The organism is Cognatiyoonia sp. IB215446 (assembly GCF_033963825.1).
Classification (GTDB): Bacteria; Pseudomonadota; Alphaproteobacteria; order Rhodobacterales; family Rhodobacteraceae; genus Yoonia.
In genome coordinates this window covers 724,704-745,012 of record NZ_JAXBMD010000002.1, presented here as the reverse complement: position 1 = coordinate 745,012, position 20,309 = coordinate 724,704, and the positions used below count along the sequence as shown (strand labels likewise).

The 20,309-nt window shown below is 53.9% G+C and carries 19 protein-coding genes and 3 tRNA genes; 4 read left to right on the top strand and 18 right to left on the bottom strand.

What is annotated here, in order from left to right; genetic code table 11:
* Positions 1-229 precede the first annotated feature (229 nt).
* Positions 230-1,603 carry a M20/M25/M40 family metallo-hydrolase gene (locus tag SLH49_RS11280; protein ID WP_320269247.1) on the top strand — a complete coding sequence of 458 codons (1,374 nt, stop codon included), beginning with the start codon at positions 230-232 and terminating at the stop codon, positions 1,601-1,603.
* A complete protein-coding gene (locus SLH49_RS11275) occupies positions 1,603-2,184 on the top strand; it encodes a histidine phosphatase family protein (RefSeq protein WP_320269246.1) in 582 nt (193 codons plus the stop codon). The genes SLH49_RS11280 and SLH49_RS11275 overlap by 1 nt, the downstream gene beginning before the upstream one ends.
* A gap of 4 nt (positions 2,185-2,188) precedes the next feature.
* On the opposite strand, the gene SLH49_RS11270 is transcribed toward SLH49_RS11275, so the two are convergent.
* The 7 genes from SLH49_RS11270 to SLH49_RS11240 form a co-directional block, all read right to left on the bottom strand.
* Positions 2,189-3,175 carry a glycosyltransferase family 2 protein gene (locus SLH49_RS11270; protein WP_320269245.1) on the bottom strand — a complete coding sequence of 329 codons (987 nt, stop codon included), beginning with the start codon at positions 3,173-3,175 and terminating at the stop codon, positions 2,189-2,191.
* Entirely contained in the window at positions 3,172-3,573 is a 402-nt protein-coding gene (locus SLH49_RS11265; protein ID WP_320269244.1) for a GtrA family protein, read from the bottom strand. The genes SLH49_RS11270 and SLH49_RS11265 overlap by 4 nt, the downstream gene beginning before the upstream one ends.
* Before the next feature lie 119 nt (positions 3,574-3,692).
* Positions 3,693-3,769, bottom strand: a tRNA-Asp gene (locus SLH49_RS11260).
* 204 nt (positions 3,770-3,973) lie between these two features.
* On the bottom strand, positions 3,974-4,912 hold the full coding sequence (locus SLH49_RS11255) for a pirin family protein (protein ID WP_320269243.1): 939 nt from the start codon (positions 4,910-4,912) through the stop codon (positions 3,974-3,976).
* Between the two features lie 147 nt (positions 4,913-5,059).
* Positions 5,060-5,135: transfer RNA gene (locus SLH49_RS11250), tRNA-Val, on the bottom strand.
* 42 nt (positions 5,136-5,177) lie between these two features.
* The gene (locus SLH49_RS11245; protein WP_320269242.1) at positions 5,178-5,750 is read right to left on the bottom strand and encodes a histidine phosphatase family protein; all 573 of its coding nucleotides are present in this window, start codon (positions 5,748-5,750) and stop codon (positions 5,178-5,180) included.
* A gap of 69 nt (positions 5,751-5,819) precedes the next feature.
* Positions 5,820-6,425, bottom strand: a complete 606-nt coding sequence (locus tag SLH49_RS11240; RefSeq protein ID WP_320269241.1) for a hypothetical protein — start codon at positions 6,423-6,425, stop codon at positions 5,820-5,822.
* 782 nt (positions 6,426-7,207) lie between these two features.
* Here SLH49_RS11240 and SLH49_RS11235 point away from each other — a divergent pair.
* A complete protein-coding gene (locus tag SLH49_RS11235; RefSeq protein WP_320269240.1) occupies positions 7,208-8,911 on the top strand; it encodes a hypothetical protein in 1,704 nt (567 codons plus the stop codon).
* 55 nt (positions 8,912-8,966) lie between these two features.
* On the opposite strand, the gene SLH49_RS11230 is transcribed toward SLH49_RS11235, so the two are convergent.
* The 4 genes from SLH49_RS11230 to SLH49_RS11215 form a co-directional block, all read right to left on the bottom strand.
* On the bottom strand, positions 8,967-9,230 hold the full coding sequence (locus SLH49_RS11230; protein WP_320269239.1) for a hypothetical protein: 264 nt from the start codon (positions 9,228-9,230) through the stop codon (positions 8,967-8,969).
* 37 nt (positions 9,231-9,267) lie between these two features.
* Complete coding sequence (locus SLH49_RS11225) at positions 9,268-9,471, bottom strand: terminase small subunit (RefSeq protein WP_320269238.1); 204 nt, start codon at positions 9,469-9,471, stop codon at positions 9,268-9,270.
* A 907-nt stretch (positions 9,472-10,378) separates the two neighbouring features.
* A complete protein-coding gene (locus tag SLH49_RS11220; RefSeq protein WP_320269237.1) occupies positions 10,379-11,779 on the bottom strand; it encodes a hypothetical protein in 1,401 nt (466 codons plus the stop codon).
* A gap of 65 nt (positions 11,780-11,844) precedes the next feature.
* Complete coding sequence (locus SLH49_RS11215; protein ID WP_320269808.1) at positions 11,845-12,168, bottom strand: hypothetical protein; 324 nt, start codon at positions 12,166-12,168, stop codon at positions 11,845-11,847.
* Between SLH49_RS11215 and SLH49_RS11210 the strand changes: the two genes are divergently transcribed.
* Positions 12,056-12,376 carry a tyrosine-type recombinase/integrase gene (locus tag SLH49_RS11210; protein WP_320269236.1) on the top strand — a complete coding sequence of 107 codons (321 nt, stop codon included), beginning with the start codon at positions 12,056-12,058 and terminating at the stop codon, positions 12,374-12,376. The two genes, SLH49_RS11215 and SLH49_RS11210, sit on opposite strands and share 113 nt — an antisense overlap.
* Before the next feature lie 72 nt (positions 12,377-12,448).
* Here the strand turns inward: SLH49_RS11210 and SLH49_RS11205 are convergent, their stop codons facing one another.
* From SLH49_RS11205 to tgt, 7 genes are all read right to left on the bottom strand, one after another.
* Entirely contained in the window at positions 12,449-13,972 is a 1,524-nt protein-coding gene (locus SLH49_RS11205; protein WP_320269235.1) for an alpha/beta hydrolase, read from the bottom strand.
* A 346-nt stretch (positions 13,973-14,318) separates the two neighbouring features.
* Positions 14,319-14,393, bottom strand: a tRNA-Val gene (locus tag SLH49_RS11200).
* Positions 14,394-14,406: 13 nt separating this feature from the next.
* On the bottom strand, positions 14,407-14,700 hold the full coding sequence (locus SLH49_RS11195) for an HU family DNA-binding protein (protein WP_320269234.1): 294 nt from the start codon (positions 14,698-14,700) through the stop codon (positions 14,407-14,409).
* A 145-nt stretch (positions 14,701-14,845) separates the two neighbouring features.
* Entirely contained in the window at positions 14,846-15,265 is a 420-nt protein-coding gene (locus SLH49_RS11190; RefSeq protein WP_320269233.1) for a GNAT family N-acetyltransferase, read from the bottom strand.
* A 196-nt stretch (positions 15,266-15,461) separates the two neighbouring features.
* A complete protein-coding gene (lon, locus tag SLH49_RS11185; protein WP_320269232.1) occupies positions 15,462-17,870 on the bottom strand; it encodes an endopeptidase La in 2,409 nt (802 codons plus the stop codon).
* Positions 17,871-18,233: 363 nt separating this feature from the next.
* The gene (locus SLH49_RS11180) at positions 18,234-19,130 is read right to left on the bottom strand and encodes an alpha/beta hydrolase (protein ID WP_320269231.1); all 897 of its coding nucleotides are present in this window, start codon (positions 19,128-19,130) and stop codon (positions 18,234-18,236) included.
* On the bottom strand, positions 19,127-20,257 hold the full coding sequence (tgt, locus tag SLH49_RS11175; protein ID WP_320269230.1) for a tRNA guanosine(34) transglycosylase Tgt: 1,131 nt from the start codon (positions 20,255-20,257) through the stop codon (positions 19,127-19,129). Before tgt ends, SLH49_RS11180 begins: the two co-directional genes overlap by 4 nt.
* Positions 20,258-20,309 lie beyond the last annotated feature (52 nt).

Here is a 20,309-nt window from a genome sequence, read left to right as displayed (position 1 = left end):
CTTTGAATCGTTCTAAGCGTCATATAGGGCGGTGCCCGGGTCGGCAACACGCTACATTCTGTCACCCCGTCATGACGGTTTCAGACTAAAGCTTCGTTGATGCAGATCAAAGTCAGGCTTGCCCTACCCCAAATCGCTTTGCGTATGAATTGAGCGGCTTAGCGAAATCCGATTGACGCGCAGGCTGAGCATGGCACCTTGCCCCGGAAGACAGCACAAAGGATTGACCATGTCGCTCGACCCCGTCCTCACCCGTATTGACGCCGACCTGCCGCAAGCCACCGACCGACTTTTGGAGCTTCTGCGGATCCCGTCCATCTCAACCGATCCGGCCTATAAGAAAGAGTGTGACACTGCCGCCGACTGGCTCGTGGCAGACCTGCAATCAATAGGATTTGAGGCATCCAAGCGCCCAACGCCCGGCCACCCGATGGTTGTGGCGCATAGTGGCGGCGATGGTCCACATGTTCTGTTTTATGGACATTATGACGTGCAGCCGGTTGACCCATTGGAGCTTTGGGATCGCGACCCGTTTGATCCCCAGGTGGAAGACACACCAAACGGCAAGGTCATCCGAGGACGCGGGTCATCCGACGACAAGGGGCAGTTGATGACCTTTGTCGAAGCCTGCCGCGCATGGAAGGCGGAGCATGGAACGCTACCGGCAAACATCAGCATTTTCTTCGAAGGGGAAGAGGAATCAGGCTCCCCCTCTCTCACACCCTTCATGGAAGAAAACGCCGAAGAGCTGACCGCCGATATCGCCCTGATCTGCGACACCGGGCTTTACGGCGACAGTACGCCCGCGATCATCACGCAGTTGCGCGGACTGTTGGGCGAAGAGCTGACGATCACAGGCCCCAATAAAGACCTACACTCGGGCATGTATGGCGGGATCGCGATGAACCCTGCCCGCGTGCTGGCCCGTATCGTCGCGGGCCTGCACGACGAAAACGGGCGTATCACGATCCCGGATTTCTACGACGGCGTGCCGGAGCTTTCCAATGAACTCGCCGCCGCGTGGGATGATCTGAAATTCGACGACAAACACTTTCTGGGTGAGGTAGGCCTGTCGGAACCCGCCGGTGAAAAGGGCCGCCGTCCGCTCGAAATGATCTGGTCGCGCCCCACTTGCGAGGTTAACGGAATGTGGTCGGGCTATACCGGCGAAGGCTTCAAGACTGTGCTGCCCAGCAAGGCGAGTGCAAAGATCAGCTTCCGTCTTGTTGGCACGCAAGACCCAATGAAAATCCGCGAAAACTTCCGCAAGATGGTGCAGGACATGCTGCCCCCCGATTGCAGTGTGGAATTTGCGGATCACGGCGCCGGTCCCGCCGGGCAGATGACCACAACGCACCCCGCCTTTGATCAGGCGCGCAAGGCGCTGTCTGACGAATGGCCAAATGCGGCGGCCTATGTGGGCTGTGGCGGATCGATCCCCATTGCCGGGTATTTCAAGGAAATCCTGAACATGGACGCGATGCTGATCGGCTTCGGCAAAGATGACGATCAGATCCATTCGCCCAATGAAAAGTACGACCTCTCGTCCTTCCACAAGGGCATCCGGTCATGGGCACGGATCTTACATGAAATGACGAAGTAGTGGCCCGCGCCCGATATCTGAGCCATCCACAAGTGGTGCAGGACCCCGATGTGCCCGTGCCCGAATGGAAGCTGAGCGCGACCGGTGCGGCCCGTATCGAAGCCTTGGCAGGATCCGGTGCTTTGGCTGACACCGACGTCATCTATTCGAGCTCCGAAGTGAAAGCCGTCGAGACTGCCGCGATTTTAGCGGCAACGCTCGGCTGCCCACATCACGCCGTCCCGGAAATGGGCGAGAATGATCGTAGCAGCACGGGCTACCTGCCCGGCCCCGCCTTCGAAGCCGCCGCAGATGCTTTCTTTGCAAAGCCAGATGAAAGCTATCAGGGCTGGGAGACTGCGCGCGCGGCGCAGGCGCGTATCGTCGATGCTGTGGACAATGCACTACGAAGGCACGCCGCGCAAAACATCCTGTTTGTCGGACATGGTGCCGTTGGCACGCTGCTTTACTGCGCGCTTATCGGCCTGCCTATCGACAGACAGCACGATCAGCCCGGAGGCGGCGGCAACTTCTACGCATTCGACACGATCAGCCGCAAACCAACCGGCCCTTGGCGGCCACTTGAGACCTTACTGGTCTAAGCGTCTATTGCGCCGATTTCTCAGCTTGAGGGAGTTCGACCACGAGCGGTTCGGTAGGCGACTGATAGACGGTGTCGACGAAATAGAGCGGCCGGTTCTTTGTTTCATTGAAGATGCGGCCCAGATATTCGCCGATCACGCCCAGACCAATCAACTGAATGCCACCAAGGAAAGCGATTGATACAAAAAGGGTCGGAAAGCCTGCAACGGGATCATCAAAGAAGAGCGCCTTGGTCATGATGAACATGCCGTAGGCGAAGGATAGCAGCGCCACGACAAATCCGACATAACCAAAAAGGCGCAGCGGCAAGGTGGTGAACGACGTGATGCCTTCAAGCGAGAAATTCCACAGCTTCCAGTAATTGAAGCTCGAACTGCCACCAAAGCGGGGGTCACGGTCATAGTCAACGAAAGTCTGTTTGAAACCGACCAGATGAAAGATGCCCTTCATGAACCGGTGGCGTTCGCGCATGCTGGTGATTGCCTCCAGCGCCTTGCGGTCGACCAGACGATAATCACCTACGTTTTCGGGGATCGCCGCGTGACGATCAAACTTTTGCATCAGCTTGTAAAAGGCGGACGCGGTGGCCTTCTTCAGATAGGTTTCGCCCTGCCTACTGCGCCTGCGGGCATTGACGACAACGTAGCCCTCACGCCAGGCCGCTATCAGATCGGGAATCAACTCTGGCGGATCTTGCAAATCCACGTCAATCGGGATCGCGGCCTGACCACGCACGTGATCAAGCCCTGCCGTCAGCGCTATCTCTTTCCCGAAGTTTCGGCTGAGGTCGATGACAACCACCCGGCTATCACGCGCATGCAATGCGATGAGCGCATCCAGGGTCCCATCGGTGCTGCCATCGTTGACAAAGATAATCTCACCCCGGATGCCGTGGTCGTCGAAGACCGCAGCGACCCTGTCATAAAACGCGTTGACAGATGCCTCTTCATTATAGGCAGGTGCGACAACCGAGATTTCTGGATCCGTCATGGTGATTTTGTCGTTCCGATGTCAAACGTGATGGTCTTATGCGCAAAGTAGTTGGCGACAAAGACCAACCCGGTGCTGATCAACTGCGAAACCGGCACGGGCAAGCCGAAAATCTCAAAGAATGCAAAGAACAGCGCTGTATTGAGCAGGATCGAGAAGATCGTGATCAGTGCGTAACGCAAGAATGTATCGCGATGCGGCTGGGTGCTTTGAAATGTGTAGACGTAGTTCAGGATGTATCCGACAACAGCCCCAACCACGGCGCCGGCAAATGACCAGAAGACGGGCATCTGCAGCAACAAGAGCCCCAGAAACATCACGCAATAATGCGACAGCGTCGCGATCAGTCCGACAAGCCCGAAACTGAAAAACTGCGCAGCCGACGATCTGCCTGCCATGAACTCTGCCCTTCGCTTGCACCAATCACGTAATCTAGGCCTATTTCGAGCGGCTTCAAAGCACAACTCGGTACGCCAGACCTCTCACGCGCAAACACTGACATATTTTAAAGAGGAAGTGGCGCGGTTGACGGGGCTCGAACCCGCGACCCCCGGCGTGACAGGCCGGTACTCTAACCAACTGAGCTACAACCGCGCGTGAAGGGCGGGATAAAGCGGGACATCGGGGGCGTCAACGGTAAATCAGGCCTGCGGTGCAGATTTTGCGCGAATTTCTCGTTGACGCCTGCGCTGACGGTGCGTCGACCATTGCGTTGAGGTCGGCACCGTCAGCTTGCTTGAATTGACGCAAAGCGATGAGCCCCACGCCAATGCGAATCGTTGGGTTCAGACCATCCTCTTAGCGGTCAGGCAAAGGGATGAACTCAGCATCGTCACCCGGTGGCAGTTGAAAACGACCATTCTGCCAATCTCCGGCACGCCAGGCCTCCTTCGCCTCTTCGATACGCTCTTTGCTGGAGGCTACAAAATTCCACCAGATGTAACGATTGCCTTCCAGCGTCGCACCACCCAGAAGCATCACCCGCGCCCCTTGCGCACCTGCGGTCATGCTCACCTGATCGCCTGGGCGGAACACCATCATCTGCCCGGCCGCGTAAGTCTGACCAGCGACGTCGACCGCACCCTCAAGCACATAGGCACCGCGATCTTCGTGGTTATCGGGCATTGGCAGCTTTGCCCCCGGTTCCAGCACAGCGTCGAGGTAGAACATCTCTGACGGCGTCTCGACCGGGGCGCGTTCACCATAGGCGTCGCCCATGATCAGACGCACCTGCTTGCCCTCGCCTTCCATGAGCGGCAGATCCGCTTTCGGCGCATGAATGAAAGCCGCGTCGCGGTCTTCCGCGCCTTTGGGCAGCGCAATCCATGTCTGAATACCGAACAGGCTTTGTGGCTCCTTTCGTGCCTCACCATCCATCCGTTCTGAATGGGTTATCCCGTGACCGGCGATCATCAAGTTCATCGCGCCGGGTTCGATCCACTGGTCAGTGCCCAGACTGTCGCGGTGATGGATCGCGCCCCGATGCAGGTAGGTCACCGTCGCCAAACCGATATGCGGATGCGGGCGTACGTCGATCCCCTGCCCCGTGACAAACTCGGCAGGGCCCATCTGATCAAAGAAAATGAATGGCCCAACCATCTGACGGCGCGGCGCAGGTAAGGCACGTCGCACCTCAAACCCACCAAGGTCACGGGCACGTGGGACGATGACGGTTTCAATTGCATCAACGGCATCGCCGGTGGGGCAATCTGGATCAAGTGCAGGATTCCAGCTCATTTGAGTCACTCCTATGTTGTAGCTGCCTCAAATGTATGATGTGCGGAGATCAAAGATAGGCCGAGAAAATCATAGGTCATGTTCGTAAGTGCACAGATCATTGCGATCGTGCGGGATGCGAAAGATTTTCGAACGTGAGCGGGATGTTGGTGGGTGATGAGAGACTCGAACTCCCGACATCTTCGGTGTAAACGAAGCGCTCTACCAACTGAGCTAATCACCCAACGCCAGCTCGTTTAGACCAGCGTTGCGGGTAGCGCAAGCCTCATTCCAAAAGGTCTTGCTGACCGTCATGCAGGTGAAAGACATTGCCCTGCCCGCCGGGCAAAGTGCCGATGGCATTAGGACCACCCGTCAGTATCAGGCTACGGATCATTCGTGACGTAATCCCATGGGTCACCAGGACGGATGGCCCCTCCAGATCAGCGAGAAATGACCGGCAGCGCTGCTCTAGGGCCGCAAAACCCTCACCACCCGGCGCATGTTCGTAAAGGGCCAATGGACCGTCGGGGCCATCTTGCAGTGGCACGGAAACCTTCAATTCTCTGCGTAATAACCCAGACCAGTCACCGACACCGATTTCACGCAGACGATCATCGGTGCGGATGTGAAAGGCAATCCTCGCCAGCGCAATACCTGCGGTCTGAAATGCGCGACCCTGCGGGCTGGCAAGGAAGGCGAAGCCATCCAGATCTCTGGTGCGCAGTATTTCCCCTTGCCGTGCGGCATCCATCTCACCCTTGGGCGTCAAGGGAGAGTTCAGGGCACCCTGCATCCTGCCCTCGGCGTTCCATTCCGTCTCGCCGTGACGCAGGATGTAAAGCTCGGGAAATGACATGAAACAACAACCTTCTCAGACTTCCCGCACGACCTAAGGAAAAATGCCGTGCGGGAAAAGGCCGTTTATTCAATTGGCGTCGCCTGCAAAGCCCCCCACTAAAACACCGTCTTGATCGTGCCCGGCAAAGGCACCAACAATGCGGTCTTGGCCAATCGCACCATCCAACTCTGCTGTCACGCCATCAAAAGTGACAGAGCCGTCCAAATCAGTACCGTCAAAGGTGCCATCGATAACAAGTCCACCATCCGCCCCTGCAACAGTTCCACTGCCGGTCGTGAAATCCGCGGTCAGTGTCACGTTTCCCGCACGCTCGATTTCTGTGTTGCCACGGGTCCGCGTAAAGTCATAGGCCGCATTGTAGCTGACTGACCCAGTGGTAACGGCGTCACCAACGCCTGCACCTGTGCGGAAGCCTGCAACACCCAAGAAATCATCAGTGCCCCGGACACTTCCGTAGGCATAGCCAAAACCAAAACCATTGCTGAAGGTTGTATATGTTTTATTGATACCAGCCCCGCTGTAATTCTGATCGGGGATGGTGCCATTGGCATTCAGAGCAATGACAGTAGAAGCTGGGTCCGGATTTGTATCGTTTTCGGATACATCAGTTGAGGTACATGCTGCGGTCAAAACGACCAAACCTGACAAAGAAACAGATCGAACGTATGACATTTTACGTCCTTTCTAATCAGTGTTCCAATCAGATTTATCTAATATGGCATCACCGCGCTTAAAACCCGGAAACCACTTCTTTTTTGGGTCACTGAGAAATTTGTTATGGGTTCAAACTCAACAACTTGTAGCAAGCTAACGGATCGCATTGGCGTACGATTCCAATTATACTTGAAATGGTGGGTGATAAGAGATTTGAACTCCTGACATCTTCGATGTGAACGAAGCGGTTGCCACGTAAACTACTGTCATCCTTGATCGTAAGCACTTCTTAAAGGGCCTTAGAACAGTGTTTTCGCAATGTGAACCGGTTCACGCCAGTTCATTGAACCGCCAAGCACTTCGCACGCCATCCCTCGAAAACATCGATTACGATCGCTAGTGTAGCCACTACTCGGTGGGCAGACGACCGGTTACAGCCCAAAGTGGACGCACCTGGTTGCCACGGACGACCACGGGCATTCTGCAGGCGGGCTAGGGAGCCATCGTTCCACGCGATTGGGAGAATGCTGCAAGAATACTGCGGAACAGGATGTTCAAACCGTACTGAAGGAAAGAATCTGGATTTCCGACACGAAAGTCCGGTCGAGTGCACGCGCATCATGAAGGAGCAATCCAAATGAGAAAGCATCAGCAAACAGTCAGTGTATCGACGCAGTGAGAACCTGCTCATCGTAAAGGGTGAGGATGCAGTGTTTAATGCGCTTGCCTGTCGATGACACTTGCCACTCGTCAAAATTTTCAGTTGATTTGGCGTTAACGAAAACGCAGGTGTCAATCGCATGGATAAACTGATCGAGGTTATAAGCAGCTTAGGCGTTTGGGGTACGTTATTTGCAGTTGTGTTAGGGATTTCCCTGTGGCTGCTGAATGATATTTGGTCCAATACAATGAGCTGTAATAAGGTCATTGATACGCTCGAAAAAGACACCCCAGCACTGATATACATTGCGCTAGTCCGGTACTTACTAGACAAAGTAACACAAGGAACTCGAAGGCGAGTTGAACTCATATTGGGTGTTTCTGGTCGAAATTTGGTACCCAGTTATCCTTGGGATATGCGCAATAAGATCGCAATAAGACGAGGACTACTTAAACCAAATGAACAGTGGAATAGGATTTTCTTTAGCGATGACGACGTTAGTTGGTCGAGTCGGCGCGACTTCGAAAACCGTTTCCAACGTGCGGCTGGAAAGTCCGCATCGATGCATTACTTGAGCATGTCTCGACAGTCTTGGAGCATCGGAGTTCTAGACCTTTCTCTCTTGATCTCGTTGGGATACTCAGTCCTCGTATTTGTTGCCCAATGGGCCGTTACGGGTGAGGAAATTTCGTTATCTGGGAAGACTATTCTTTCAGTCGAGCAAAGTGTTTTCGTGAGGGCGGCAAGTCTCTTAAGCTTACTTGCATCTTTTGTACTCGCTTATTGGGCAACGACTGATGAACGTCAACGTGGCACTAGCGTGAAAGGAGGCTTCGCTAGACTAACTCTACTTGCACTTTCGTTCTCAGCGATTTCAATTTTCACTTTGTTGTCTAGCGGTACGTCTGCATTTTCATTCACATTGGTTGCAATTTTTGCGGTTGGATTTGTCGTTAACGCCCTTGCCGGTTGTATCATAGCCGTTTCTACGGTGTTCGTAGGTGTTTTCGCAAGCGCCGTTGCAGGATACGCTGAATTTGGCGGGCCAATAGCCGTCTTAGCAGCTTACATCGTCGTAGGCACGGTTGTTGTTCTAGTTTTAATGGGCTTACTTTCCAATGTATTCCGCCACACTCCCTTACAGGTCCTGACTATCCCGCTGAGTCTGATATTTCTTCTAGTGGTGTTCCTTGTTGAACCTGCGGGTGCACTTCTGTCGTTACAGGATTATGACCTACTCATACTATTTCTTTTGCTGTTGCCGATTGTGAATGGTTTTGCAGACTTTGCGTCGACCGGGTGCACTAGGTATTGTCTAGGTAAAGCTGTTAAGGGCGATGTATTCCGTCCGTGGTGGGTGTTTGTTGACGTTGCTGCTGGTTTCATATGCTTTATTCTGCTTACTTGTGTTTTCATTCTAATCGTGCACGCCTCGGATACTTACACAAACCACCAATTGGTTGAGCTGGACAAGCTCCTTGGTGACGCAACAGTACAAGGATCGATTCTGAACTCACCCAATGATTATTGGTGGCTCTATATTGCATTTGGATCTACACTTGTTCCAACCTTTCTTCACTTGATCTTGTGGGTATGTTCCATTCCGATTATTACACCTAAACTATTGCGGACGTATCAAGTAAAGCTTTTGAAGAGCGGATTATCCGGGAATTCGGTTTCTGGCAAAGGTGCGATATTGCTTTTGTCGTTGCAGGCGGCGGCGGCCGTAACTTTGACCTGTTACGTTTCCTACAAGGCCGTTTCCCTTATTTCTGTGTATCATCCGGAATTTTTGGTCGGCTTGGTGGATGTATTTCGGATGTTTTACCTAGCGTTGCAGTGATCCAGTGCCCGTCTGTTGAAGCCGAACCTTTGCTCGCATTTCATTGACGCCCCACTCAAGCACTTGCCGGGAACTGCGGCCCAACCGCGCGCATGATGTGCCAGAAGAAATCATCCTCTTGGCCACACCGACGGCATTTGAAGTCTCGCTCGATGTCCATCAGCTTCTGATACTCGTGATACCGGGCGAAGAGATGGTGTGGGGCAACGTTGAACTTGGCATGGCAGACCGGGCACGTCACGACCAGCACGTCACGCGAGGTCAGGTCGCGCACCCTGTTCTGGAACTTCAAACCCATGGTCACTGGTTCATACGGCATGAACAGAACATATAGTGAACAAATGGCTTGTGAATAGTCATTCCATCGCGTCAGGATAGGTTGGTGTTTTTGTTTCGAGGGATACGATGATGCCTGCTCTCCGCTTAGCATTTGATAACAGCCTTGCGCCCTGTGGACCCGCCGTTTTCTTGCTGTATCCGGCTCGGATGGCCGCTTGGGTTGCATTGAAATCAATGATGTATTCACGCGCAAACTGCGCTTGCTTGGCATTCAGTGCCATGGCCGCCCCTCCTTTGGGTGAGGTCGAGACGCGAAGTGTTTTGGAACTGCGTCGCAGTCAGCGATACCTAACCATTCGGTTCGCTGCTACGAGTATCAGTCCTGACCATTGACCGCACTTATGTCGGGTGGCGGGGTGCTGACAAAGGTACACTTATCTATCAACTTCGAACCAGGCAAGACTTTTCGCTGCGCCTTCCACACCAATCGAATTCAGGCCTCCCGAAGCCATACTTTCAATTTCCCGGCAATGCCCGCCCCTTATTGCTGAACAATTAGCGATAATACGGCTCCGTGCAGGTCCAAGAACTGATCTGCCTTACACCTTTCGATGACTGCCGCGAAAAGTGTCTCGGGACTCGCACGCTGTACGCGAGAACCCACTATCGCTGGAGCGAGACCCGATGAAGCAGTGAAGTAACCCGATACCCAGGCGCGCATAGAATATCGCTGTGGGTTCCAGTCCTGCTGTGAAACCTCAATGACATCTTGGCAACTCATATTCCCTTCACCAAAGTTCGTACTCTGGCCAAACGCAGGATTGCCAATTAGTACCATAACTGACAACGTAAACGCTTTTTGAAAATCGAACATTCGCCTCCTTCGCGCCAGTGAGTTGAGAGTTGCCAAGCCACGCATCACTTTGGGACGCAAAAAGCCTCTACGTTGTCTTGACGGTCTCGCACTTCATTGGCTGCCGATTTACAAGAGTTCTCCGAACTGAATTCGGCCGTCTCCACACTTGAAAGCAATCCTTCCAACTGAGTACCTTCTGGTGTCACGTAAGTTATCAGGACTATCAATATCCACACTTGCTTTTCTCCTTCTGAGCCTATCCATCACCTGAATGTATGGGGCCACCTGTCGACCATTTCTGTTTCACGTAATGACCCAGCAACTTGGCCGCCTCACTCCTCATCCTTTTTCCTGCTAATCATGTACGCTTCAACGATGTCCTTGACGTGCTGTGCCGGTGTCTTAGGCTGTTTCCCGAAATCGACGTCATGTGGAGTGAAGGTGTCAGGCCACGCCCCCAAGTCTCGCACTCTATCGTTGCCCGCGATTAGTGCATCAGCCCTTGAGGCATAGAAGGCTGATAGCCGAGCCGAATAACGATAGACCCCGACGAGAATCTGGACCAAGAAGATAACAACTAGCAACAAGCCAAAACGGGTTAGCCCGGATGCCATCAACAGCGACAATTCAACTGGTTCTGCCTTCTGTGACACAAGGTATTCGTTAATGTTCGATGTCAAAGTCGTCTCGAGAATTCTAACGCTTTCAATCACAGATATTCGACGTCGCAAGAGCTGGTCACGAACTATCAACGCCTCCTCGTGCCTGGATACCACAGAATTGATCATTTGGATTTCGGTGGAATTTGGACCGCTGTTTCCAACAAGAGGATCGGCGGTCGGTAAGTCTGGTGTCACTGACAAGTTGTGCTCTATGACCGCCAAGAGCGGAGGAACATCAACTCCGTATTGGACATGCAGTTGCAGTCGCAGCTCAACGGCCCGCCAAGCATTCTGTACAAGTATCTTTTGATTTTCGACTATGTCATTTTCCAAAACCGTGAGCTCGAGTTGGTATGTATCTATGAGTGCGTACATCTGATCCAACCGACGCTCCTTCTGAGCGTCGTTTGACACGAGATCGCCTGCTACTGAAACTGAATAGAGACCACCCAAAATTAAACAGCCAATGGCGACAAGGACTATGGCAGAGCTTATGCGCGAACGCCGCGACCTTGAATAAAGATCCATGGCGAGCCAACGGCGTTCACTCGATACAGCACTCAAACTGGAGACGCTCCCATCCTCTTTGGAATGAAGCTGGTCGCTCTTCTTTGACGGAATATCGCGACCGCGTATAGGATGCTGCCAATTATGAACAAGATCTATGAGCTGGTTTGAATAAATCCTGTTTATCACAAGAGAAGGGAAGGCAAACAAAGCCCAATCATAATTTTCAAATATGGTCCGAAATGCAAAGAAGTCAGGATCAATGATTACACCAAAAACACTCAATAATAGAAACAACTGAGTCAAAAGAAACGCAGACAAGACCAAGACCTTGGCCGTTACCGATTTTTCCGCTTGATCCTTAGCAAGTTGGTCAACTGATAATGAAAAGAGGCCAACAAAGGACAAGCATAGGCTGTGCAAGAAGGGGAAGAAGAGAACTGCAGGAAAAAGCGTTCGTAGGCTATAGCTTTCCACAAATAGTAGTCCCACAAAGAATACAACCGGGACCCAAGTATTCAATGGCACAACTAAACGATAAACGATTTTCGTGAAACGCTTCAACTCTACACCATGAAATTGCAAGACCAATCAATGGCAGCAACCATAACCAGAGCCCATCTGATTTTCTACCTAGAAATTTGTTGAACGCCCAATCCAACAACATCTTCTAAAGTCAACGCTTTATCGTTCAGGTCGGCGACCAACGAAGCCACATCAGCCTTCCCCTTCCCACCGGTCACAAAGTCAAACCAGGCAATCCCGTTCTTCACCTCAGTGACATCAACAGCAAAGCCTTCAAGCGGACCAGCCGCGATCTTTGCGCGCTGTCCGGGCTTGATGCGGCAAATCTCGGCACGGGCCTCGTGCAGTGCCTTGGCATCGACGGTGAGCCCCTGCAGATGCCGGATAACGTTTCGGGGTATTGCCGCAGCCGTCGATCGGTCGGGCATTGGACATCTTCGCATTCATGACTGCCGCCATACAGCCGCGGTGCTAATGCTTGGCGCAGGGGTGCCGATGGAAAAAGTCAGCCAGGTGCTCGGGCACAGCAACACGGCGACAACGGAACGCGTCTATGCCCGATTCCTCCCACAGCACATGCAGGATGCTGTCAACGTTCTCGATTTTGCGCGAGCTCGCGGAGTGTCAAACCAATAGAAGGACGAGGCGATATGGCTTGTAACATAATGGGACGAACCATATCGGCTGGCGCGCGGAGATGCTGAGTCGCTATGCCTTAATACGATAATACTCTCCTTTAGACGTTTTAACTGTCTCTATCGTTGGAAATCGTTCAAGGATGGGCGCGCCAGTCTTAATCAGGCGACCAAGATCATCAATAAGGGTGCGATCTTCCGCGTAGTCTGAATGGTTTAAGCCGAAAAGATCAGTGGATACCGCTGACACATCGATCGTATCAACCTCGCTTGCGACCACGGGCCCCTCTGGGGGCACAGATCCAGCACGTTCATTCTTATCGCGCAACCGTTTTGAGGCATTGAGCGCTTTGTCGTTGGCGGACGCGTACAGAGTGACCTTCGACGCTGCCTTCACCATGTGTTCAGCGACGGTGCTAAAGACATCACGATCAATGTCAGGTGCCGCCAGGATCAATTGGTCCAAGACTTTGGGTTTGCGTTGGCTCAATAGTGTTTCGGCCCTCAAAAACAGGTGCGTCAGTAGCACATTGCCCATTGAGTGGCTGACAAGATGAATCCGCTTTACTCCCTTAGTGCGCGCAATCATGTCTAGAAAAGCATCCAAATGCGGCACTGCCAAAAGCGCACTGTCTAAATCAGTCACATAGCTTTTGACGCGACCAACGGCCGGCCAGGAATATGCGTAAGTAGGGCCGTCAAAATTGAGATCGCAAGCCATTTGCGCTGCACGATAAATCGCGTTTTGCATGGTGACGCGAAACCCATGAATGAATACAAATGCCGTGTTTTGGTAGCTCTCCGCTTCCTGTGCGAGCGCCGCCGTTTCAGACATAAAGTCAGCCTCATCCAGCTTTATCGTACGATATTCTGTAAAGTGCTTGTCGCGACGTTCGCGTTGGATCTGAACCGTTCCAAATAATGCTGTTCGTGGTCGTTCCACCTCGCCGTACTTATGTACAGTTTTTGGAATTGTTACTTCTGACTTCCCTATGATCAGCGAGTCGCCGCGTTTGGCAGAATAATGCCTCAATGCAAGAGGTTCTTCAGGCTTATCTCGAACCCGATTGGTACCGAAATAAACCGTCTGAATTTTGTAGTCTACATCCTCCTTTTCTTCGTTCTCGTCGATCCGTACATTCTGTTCTTCCAACTCGTCCGAGTTGACACTGTCAATCTCATCATCATCTTCGCTGGCGTCATCATCCACACGTTCCGAAAAATCAGGTGTCATCATACAGGCAGGGCTTGCCATGCATGCACCGGAAGGCATTTGGTTTGATGGGGGCGATGAGGTGGAAAGATCCCTCCGCAGTTTCATCTCCAAATCCCGCACTCTCATCTCCAAACTTGTTTCTGGTTCTGTTCTCTTAGAAGACGGTTTTCGTGCGAAACTCGCGATGTGGGAGAATTCCAAGCCTCCTGTCTTGTGTGCATGAAGACGCGTATGTATATCTGAAGCCCTTTGTATTCTTCGGTGACGCCGGATTGCCCAGATCGCGAAGGTTATTGCTGCGATCGCAATCGCAATACATAGCCATATCAACCAAGGATTCGCAGAAAACTGCATTTCCACCCATTCAAAAACCTGCATCATAAAATCCACTTCCCTAATAAAACTGATGGAATTCTAGGGCTAATCGATTGTACCAATCAAACTAAAATAACCTGATGGATAACTGCGATTAAGCTGCAAAGTTGGTACAGATATACAGGCTTCAAAGAGGGTAAGAATAAACCTGGTCTTTGCCTTGAGTGGAAGGCATCTAGTGCCACACTCAAACGGGTCGCTTTCGTCATTGATGAGCCGTCACGGCCAAGACCAGATTTCTAAAAGGCGAGAAAGCCTGCGACAGGCCTTACTCGCTTTGGTCTTACAGTTCAAGGAACTGCAGAGAACTTCGCAGAAAGCAGATAAAGTTGTTAAAAATCAACGGTATAGTTGGTGGGTGATAAGAGATTTGAACTCCTGACATCTTCGATGTGAACGAAGCGCTCTACCACTGAGCTAATCACCCGACGCACGGGGACTTAACCGTCCTCACCGTCCTCTGCAAGGTCTGTTGTAGCGTGACGTGACGCATCTTTGGGCATGCGTAGTTTCAGGGTCAGAACGCGCGCCCCCTCGGGCAATTCCTTGGCCTTGACGATGCGCAGCTTGCCCAAAGGCGGCAAAGCGACCTCATCGCCCCGCGCCAATGCGTCGGCGATGACGGACAACGCCGCCTCAACAGCCGGTTTGACGTCCCGTTTTTTGAGATTGGTGCGGGCCACGACCTGATCGAGCAGGTCTGGTTTTTTCAGCGGCGACGTTTGGTCGGTCATGAAGCATCCTTTTCTGCCCTTGTCGTCCGCGAGCACGGTGCAGGTCAAGGTGATTGCCTCAAGTCGAACACGTCACCACAACAGGCTATCACCATAAGCAAAGGCGGCGACCGATCGACAAACATGCGAAAACTCATGAGATCACTCAAGTTTTGTCGTCCAACGCGAATGAAAACATCACCTGATCCGTCCTATCTACAATCCCGCCAGAAGCGCGATAGAGTCGCATCGCAGCAAGGTTACCCCTGTCTGTAAGAACCCAGGCTTCTTTGCATCCACTCTGCGCGCCGCGCTCAAGTAGCGCTGACATCATGGCTTTTGCGATACCCCGCTTTTGATGGGACGGTGCCACCCCGACCTCGTTAATCCACAGCTCCGGACGAGGTTTATCGGGATGAACGTGGTGGACGGCAGATGTGAACCCAACCACCAGCCCCTCGTCCATAGCAATCACCAAATGATGCCTATCGTCCGACAACAACTCCGTCGTGGCGTCCCGATCAAGTGGATCATCGAAAACACCGACGGCAAGATTGTCGAGTAAGCCCGCATCCGCAGCAGTCAAAATCCTGATCTCAACAGGTATTCTTCAAACTCCCAAGCGTGACCGAGTGTTGCTTCACCCACAAATCTGGTTCTGGCAAAAAGCAACTTCTGACCGTCGCCTTAATGCCCGCGCCACAACAAAACACAGTTTCGTGCAATGCGGTCACAAAAAACGCGCCCCAAAAGGACGCGCTTTCTATTCTCAATAGTGCGGCTTAGTGCGCTCGCGCACCCTCACCATCGCCAGATGATTTGAGCGCGGCGGCAGCGGCGGCTTCCTCGGCCGCCTCGTCCCACTCAATCGCGTCGGGCTTGCGGATCAGCGCTTGCTCAAGCACTTCGGACACATGCTTGACCGGGATGATGGTCAGCCCGTCCTTTACGTTGTCCGGAATCTCCGGCAGATCCTTGGCGTTGTCTTGCGGGATCAGCACAGTTGTGATCCCACCACGCAAGGCCGCCAGCAGTTTCTCTTTCAAACCGCCGATTGGCATCGCATTACCGCGCAATGACACCTCACCCGTCATGGCAATATCCTTGCGCACAGGAATACCCGTCAGAACGGAGACAATCGACGTCACCATCGCCAGACCGGCCGATGGACCATCTTTCGGCGTCGCCCCGTCCGGCACGTGAACGTGGATATCGAGCGTGTCGAACTTCGTCGGCTTCACCCCGATCTCTGGCGCAATGGACCGGACATAGGAGGAGGCCGCATCAATCGACTCCTTCATCACGTCGCCGAGCTTACCGGTCGTCTTCATCCGACCCTTACCGGGCAGGCGCAAAGCCTCGATGTTCAGAAGATCACCGCCCACGCTGGTCCAGGCGAGGCCAGTGACCACACCGATCTGATCCTCTTCCTCGGCGAGGCCAAAGCGGTGTTTTTCGACACCAAGGAAATCAGACAAGTTGTCGGCTGTGACCTCGATGCTCTCGGCCTGTTTGCGGACGATCTGCGTGACCGCCTTGCGCGCAACCTTCGCCAGTTCCCGCTCCATATTCCGCACACCGGCTTCGCGGGTATAGACCCGGATCATCGCCGTCAGAGCGTCATCAGAGACCGAGAATTCCTTCTCTTTCAGCCCGTGGTTCTTCATGACCTTGGGCAGAAGATGCTGCCGCGCGATCTCGCGCTTTTCATCCTCGGTGTAACCAGCCAGAGAAATGATCTCCATCCGGTCCAGAAGCGGCCCGGGCATGTTGTAAGAGTTCGCCGTCGTCAGGAACATCACGTTTGAGAGGTCATATTCGACCTCCAGATAGTGATCTACAAAGGTGGAGTTCTGCTCTGGATCCAAAACCTCAAGCATGGCAGACGCCGGATCGCCCCGGAAATCCTGACCCATCTTGTCGATCTCATCGAGCAGGATCAGTGGGTTGGTCGTTTTCGCCTTTTTCAGCGCCTGGATGATCTTGCCGGGCATCGAGCCGATATAGGTCCGCCGGTGACCGCGAATTTCGCTTTCATCACGCACACCGCCAAGCGAGATGCGGATGAACTCGCGCCCAGTGGCCTTCGCGACAGATTTCCCAAGCGAGGTCTTACCAACACCCGGAGGGCCGACAAGGCACATGATCGGGCCTTTCAGCTTTTTCGAGCGTTGCTGCACCGCAAGATACTCAACGATCCGTTCCTTGACCTTCTCAAGACCGAAATGATCGGCATCCAGGATGTCCTGCGCACGGTTCAGGTCTTTCTTGACGCGGGATTTCGTGCCCCATGGCACACCCAAAATCCAGTCAAGATAGTTCCGCACAACAGTGGCTTCAGCCGACATAGGCGACATGTTCTTGAGCTTTTTCAGCTCGGCATCGACCTTTTCCTTGGCCTCTTTCGACAGCTTGGTTTCGGCGATCTTTGCCTCAAGCTCGTCAACCTCGTTCTGGCCTTCCTCGCCGTCGCCGAGTTCCTTCTGAATGGCCTTCATCTGCTCATTCAGATAATACTCGCGCTGGGTCCGCTCCATCTGGGATTTGACGCGCGTCTTGATCTTCTTCTCGACCTGCAGCACGGACATCTCGCCCTGCATAAGGCCAAAGACCTTTTCCAGCCGCTCGGTCACGGACAGCGTCTCCAAGAGGCCCTGTTTCTGGTCAACCTCGATGCCCAGATGCCCCGCCACAAGGTCGGCGAGCTTTGCAGGCTCCGTAGCGTCGCCGACAGCAGCCATCGCCTCTTCGGGAATGTTCTTCTTGATCTTTGCGTAACGCTCAAACTCGGCCGAGACATTGCGCACAAGCGCTTCAAGCTCGGTCGGTTCACCGGGAATTTCTTCCAGATATTCGCAGCTCGCCTCGAAGAAATTCTCGTTCGGTACAAAATCTTTAATGCGCACGCGGCTGCGGCCTTCGACCAACACCTTCACGGTGCCGTCGGGCAGCTTCAATAGTTGCAGCACATTGGCCAGCACACCAGCCTTGTAAATTCCGTCCTGATCGGGGTCGTCCTGACCGGGGTCAACCTGACTGGACAACAGGATCTGCTTGTCGTCCTGCATGACCTCTTCCAGGGCGCGCACGGATTTGTCCCGGCCCACAAAAAGCGGAACGATCATATGCGGGAACACCACAATGTCGCGCAAAGGGAGAACGGGGTAAGATGAACTCAGTGGTTCTTGCATGCTCTTTATCCTTTTTTGGCAAGACGCGCCTGCCCCGCTTGGCGGCGACCTTGGGCGTCTCCTGGCATCAACATGTGGGGTTGGCGTGAATGGGTGTCAACCAGACATGAGCGCAATGATCGTCAGACTGCCTCTATCACGTTTCCGCTGCAAGCATACAACGCCAAAATGATTAATGTTTGCCGATAAAATGGCCAGTGAACGAAGAATGACTTTGCGCAAGGTGTGCATCGTTTGCATCCACGGATGGCGCAAACACAATGCAGCAGGCCAATCTACACTCTCAACAGGCGCGGTGTTGAAATACGGGTCGTCTTGTAGCGCCGTAGGGTCACGTCACGTCAGGGCCTGGCACTCGCGCATTCATTGGCGCCGCAACCAGTCGAGAACCGTTTCCGCAACACGCGGATCATTGGGTATTTTCAACTGACGTGGGTAATCGGCGAGACTGTCATTGTCAGTCGGCCGAAGAATGTGGGAAAGGCCGGAAATCTGCCGGAGCTCCGCTTGGGCATTCAATGCAGCAATGCGTGCACCATCTTCGGGCGGGCATTGGGCGTCATGTGCGGCAACGATCAACAAGGTGGGACGCTGGTTGCTGCGATGAATTGCATCAAGGTCAGCCGCCACGAAATCACGCAACCAATGCGCGGGGACTTTGCGCAGACCGACCCTGATATACGCACTGTCGGTCTGTGCCAGCTTGCGCACAATACGGGCCTGCACCTGACTCGGTCGCCCGATGATGCGGGTTGTGATCCGTGCAAGCCATCCGCCAAGGCCGGTCAATTGATCAACCGCAACGTCCGCCTTTGCCGCCTGACGGACCAGAATCTCGCCCCCCGGTGTGATATAGGGACAGATCAGGATCAGCCCGGCGACATCCTGCCCCTGCGCGGCCTCGGTCGCAATTGCTGTCCCTTCGGAATGCCCCAGAAGATAGATTGGCCCCAGGTTCTGTGCCGCCCCGATCCAGGCTCTGACATCTGCGACAAGTTGCGCCTGCCGCAGGGCCTGATAATCGCCGCCAGACGCACCGATCCCGCGCTTGTCCCAACGGATACTGGCATAGCCCGCATCTGCGAAAGCGGTCGCAAGGTAAGAAAAGGTTTCCAGCTTCGCGGCCTTGCTGTTCTGGTCGCGGTCGAGGGGCCCCGACCCGTGAACCAAGAGCACGACGGCCTTGGCATGTTCAGGCACGACTTTAGTGCCAACCAGCGTCACACCCTCGCTTTGAACACTGACCTCGCTCGCGATCATATGGGTGCAATATCGCCGAGCGCGCGCTGTGCATGAAAATCCGCCTCCCAGGCGGCAAAGCGACCCTCGGCGATCGCTGTGCGCATCCCGGCCATGATCTCTTGGAAATAGTGCAGGTTGTGCCAGGTCAGCAGCATGCCGGAAATCATTTCTTGCGCGCGAAAGACGTGATGCAGATAGGCGCGTGAGTAATGTCGACAGGCGGGGCATGTGCAGTCTTCGTCTAGGGCGCGCGGATCATCTGCATGGCGCGCGTTCTTGATATTGATGACGCCGCGCCGGGTGAAAACCTGACCGGTGCGGCCAGAACGTGAGGGCAGCACGCAATCCATCATGTCGATCCCGCGTTTCACCGCACCCACGATATCATCGGGCTTGCCGACGCCCATCAGATAACGGGGCTTCTCCACCGGCAATTGATCAGGCGCGAAATCCAGAACGCCGAACATCGCCTCCTGCCCTTCGCCCACGGCAAGACCGCCGACGGCGTAGCCGTCAAATTCGGTCGCGCGCAAAGCCTCTGCCGATTGGGCGCGCAAGTCTTCTTCAAGCCCGCCCTGTTGAATGCCGAATAGGGCATGTCCCGGGCGGTCACCAAAGGCGTCACGTGATCGTTGCGCCCAACGCATCGACAATTCCATGCTGCTTTTGATCCGGTCGCGATCTGCGGGCAGCGCTGGGCATTCGTCAAAACACATCACGATGTCCGAACCCAGCAGCTTTTGAATCTCCATCGATCGTTCCGGCGTGAGGTGATGTTTGGAGCCGTCGATATGAGATTTGAACGTCACCCCTTCCTCGGTCAGCTTGCGCAAACCAGACAGGCTCATCACCTGAAAGCCGCCGCTATCGGTCAGGATCGGCTTCGACCAATTCATGAACTTATGCAGGCCACCCAACCGATCAATTCGCTCCGCTGTGGGGCGCAACATCAGGTGATAGGTATTGCCAAGCAAGATATCCGCGCCGGTGGCGGCCACGCTTTCGGGCATCATCGCCTTCACGGTCGCTGCCGTGCCCACGGGCATAAAGGCTGGCGTGCGGATGTCACCGCGGGGTGTCGAGATCACACCCGTCCGGGCTTTGCCATCGGTTGCCTGGAGCGAAAAAGAGAAGCGTTGGGTCATCCGCGCCTCATGTCCGATCCGCGCGCAAATGCCAAGAGGGCATAGCCTTTGC